The organism is Frankia sp. CcMO1, from assembly GCF_977945845.1.
Map to the genome: position 1 here is coordinate 1 of NZ_CDWTMG010000317.1, position 1311 is coordinate 1311.

The window sequence follows — 1311 nt, forward strand, 5'->3', positions numbered from 1 at the left end:
AGTCCTGGCGGCGCGGCATCCTGGGCCACGGCGCGACGCGGAGCTCCGCACGCCAGGAACCGTCGGCAGTTCCGGCAGCTACCGCGGTGGCGCAAGGCGCCGGGAATGCCATCGAGGATACATAGATCGCTTAGTTGTTGCCTTCTGACTCACGCAACAAGCCTATGGCGGACTCGATGAGTTCAGCGCGCTGGTCTGCGGGAATTTCGTCTACCACGGACGCGACAAATGCATACTGCGTATCGATGATCAGTCCTGGCGTAATGCCCTCCATCAGCAGAGGCTCACCGAGAGCGGCTCGAAACATGGCCTCGACGATCCACGTCGGGACCTTCTCGCCATGAGAGTTATTGAGGTTCGTCTGCGATGCTAAAAGAGAAACCTGGGAAGGCGGTACGGTGGCTGTCACCGCTGCTCTGAAGCAAACGGATGTAGCCAACGCCATGGGCACAATGTTGTCTTCGTCCGCGGCGTCCAGAACTGCATCATCGCGCAGAAGAATTGCAGAGATGAGCCGATGGGTCTGCGTCGCCTCATCGTTAGTCAATTCGGCTGCTGCCTCTCTTGTTCAACAATTTCTTCCGCCGCCTGGGTGGCCTCCGTCAGGAATGCTTCAAATTCGTCGCCCGTGATTCCCAGGTCGTTGACTATTCCATAGGTCATGAGGATCTGTGCGCGCCGAAGTTCATCGTTGGTCAGTTCCTCTGCCAGGTGCTCTTCTCCGAAGACCGCCCGCACCATGATCTCCCCAAGCATGGGCGGAAGGCTGTCGGGCTCGATGTAGTTCTCACGCACTCTAGATACCAGAGCGGCTATGTCCTCCCGAGAAGGGGGCTCTTTGAACCGGCGCTCGACAGCGACGAGGAAGGCGCCCGCCCTGGCCGCGGTCGCGGGTAGGATCCCCATTTCGTCGATCAAGGACTTGTCGACGTTGCCACCGGGCGTCAGCGTGAGCCGTATGTATTCTCGAAGTTCCATCAGATTATCCTTTCACCCATTGTTTCGCGCGGCGCCAGAATTCCTTCATGCCGAGTGCAATTGCGGCACCGACTGTCACGGCGTCGGCAACCGCTCCGGCGGTGGGAGCAGCGGCATCGGCCGCCAGCACCACTGGCGTGTCCGGCGTGGGTTGGCGCGTCACCGAGTGGGAGGGGCCGGGGGTATCGGGGAGTGAACGGAAGTTCTTCAGAAGGGAATCGACTCCCTCGGCCTCCTTTCCCGTCGCGTCGGCGACCTCGTCGTACTTCCCAACGACCGCGCGGACCGCGCGACGAGAGCGCGGCGCATTCTCCCCAGCCGACTCCAACAGTT

At 60.9% G+C, this 1311-nt stretch carries 3 protein-coding genes; all 3 read right to left on the reverse strand.

What is annotated here, in order from left to right; genetic code table 11:
• Positions 1 to 130 precede the first annotated feature (130 nt).
• Positions 131 to 547, reverse strand: coding sequence for a hypothetical protein (locus AC08OU_RS22875; RefSeq protein WP_476605767.1), 417 nt, complete (start codon positions 545 to 547; stop codon positions 131 to 133).
• The gene (locus AC08OU_RS22880; RefSeq protein ID WP_476605768.1) at positions 544 to 978 is read right to left on the reverse strand and encodes a hypothetical protein; all 435 of its coding nucleotides are present in this window, start codon (positions 976 to 978) and stop codon (positions 544 to 546) included. Before AC08OU_RS22880 ends, AC08OU_RS22875 begins: the two co-directional genes overlap by 4 nt.
• 4 nt (positions 979 to 982) lie before the next feature.
• Positions 983 to 1311 (reverse strand): hypothetical protein (locus AC08OU_RS22885; protein WP_476605769.1); only part of this gene is annotated, 329 nt, incomplete at its 5' end.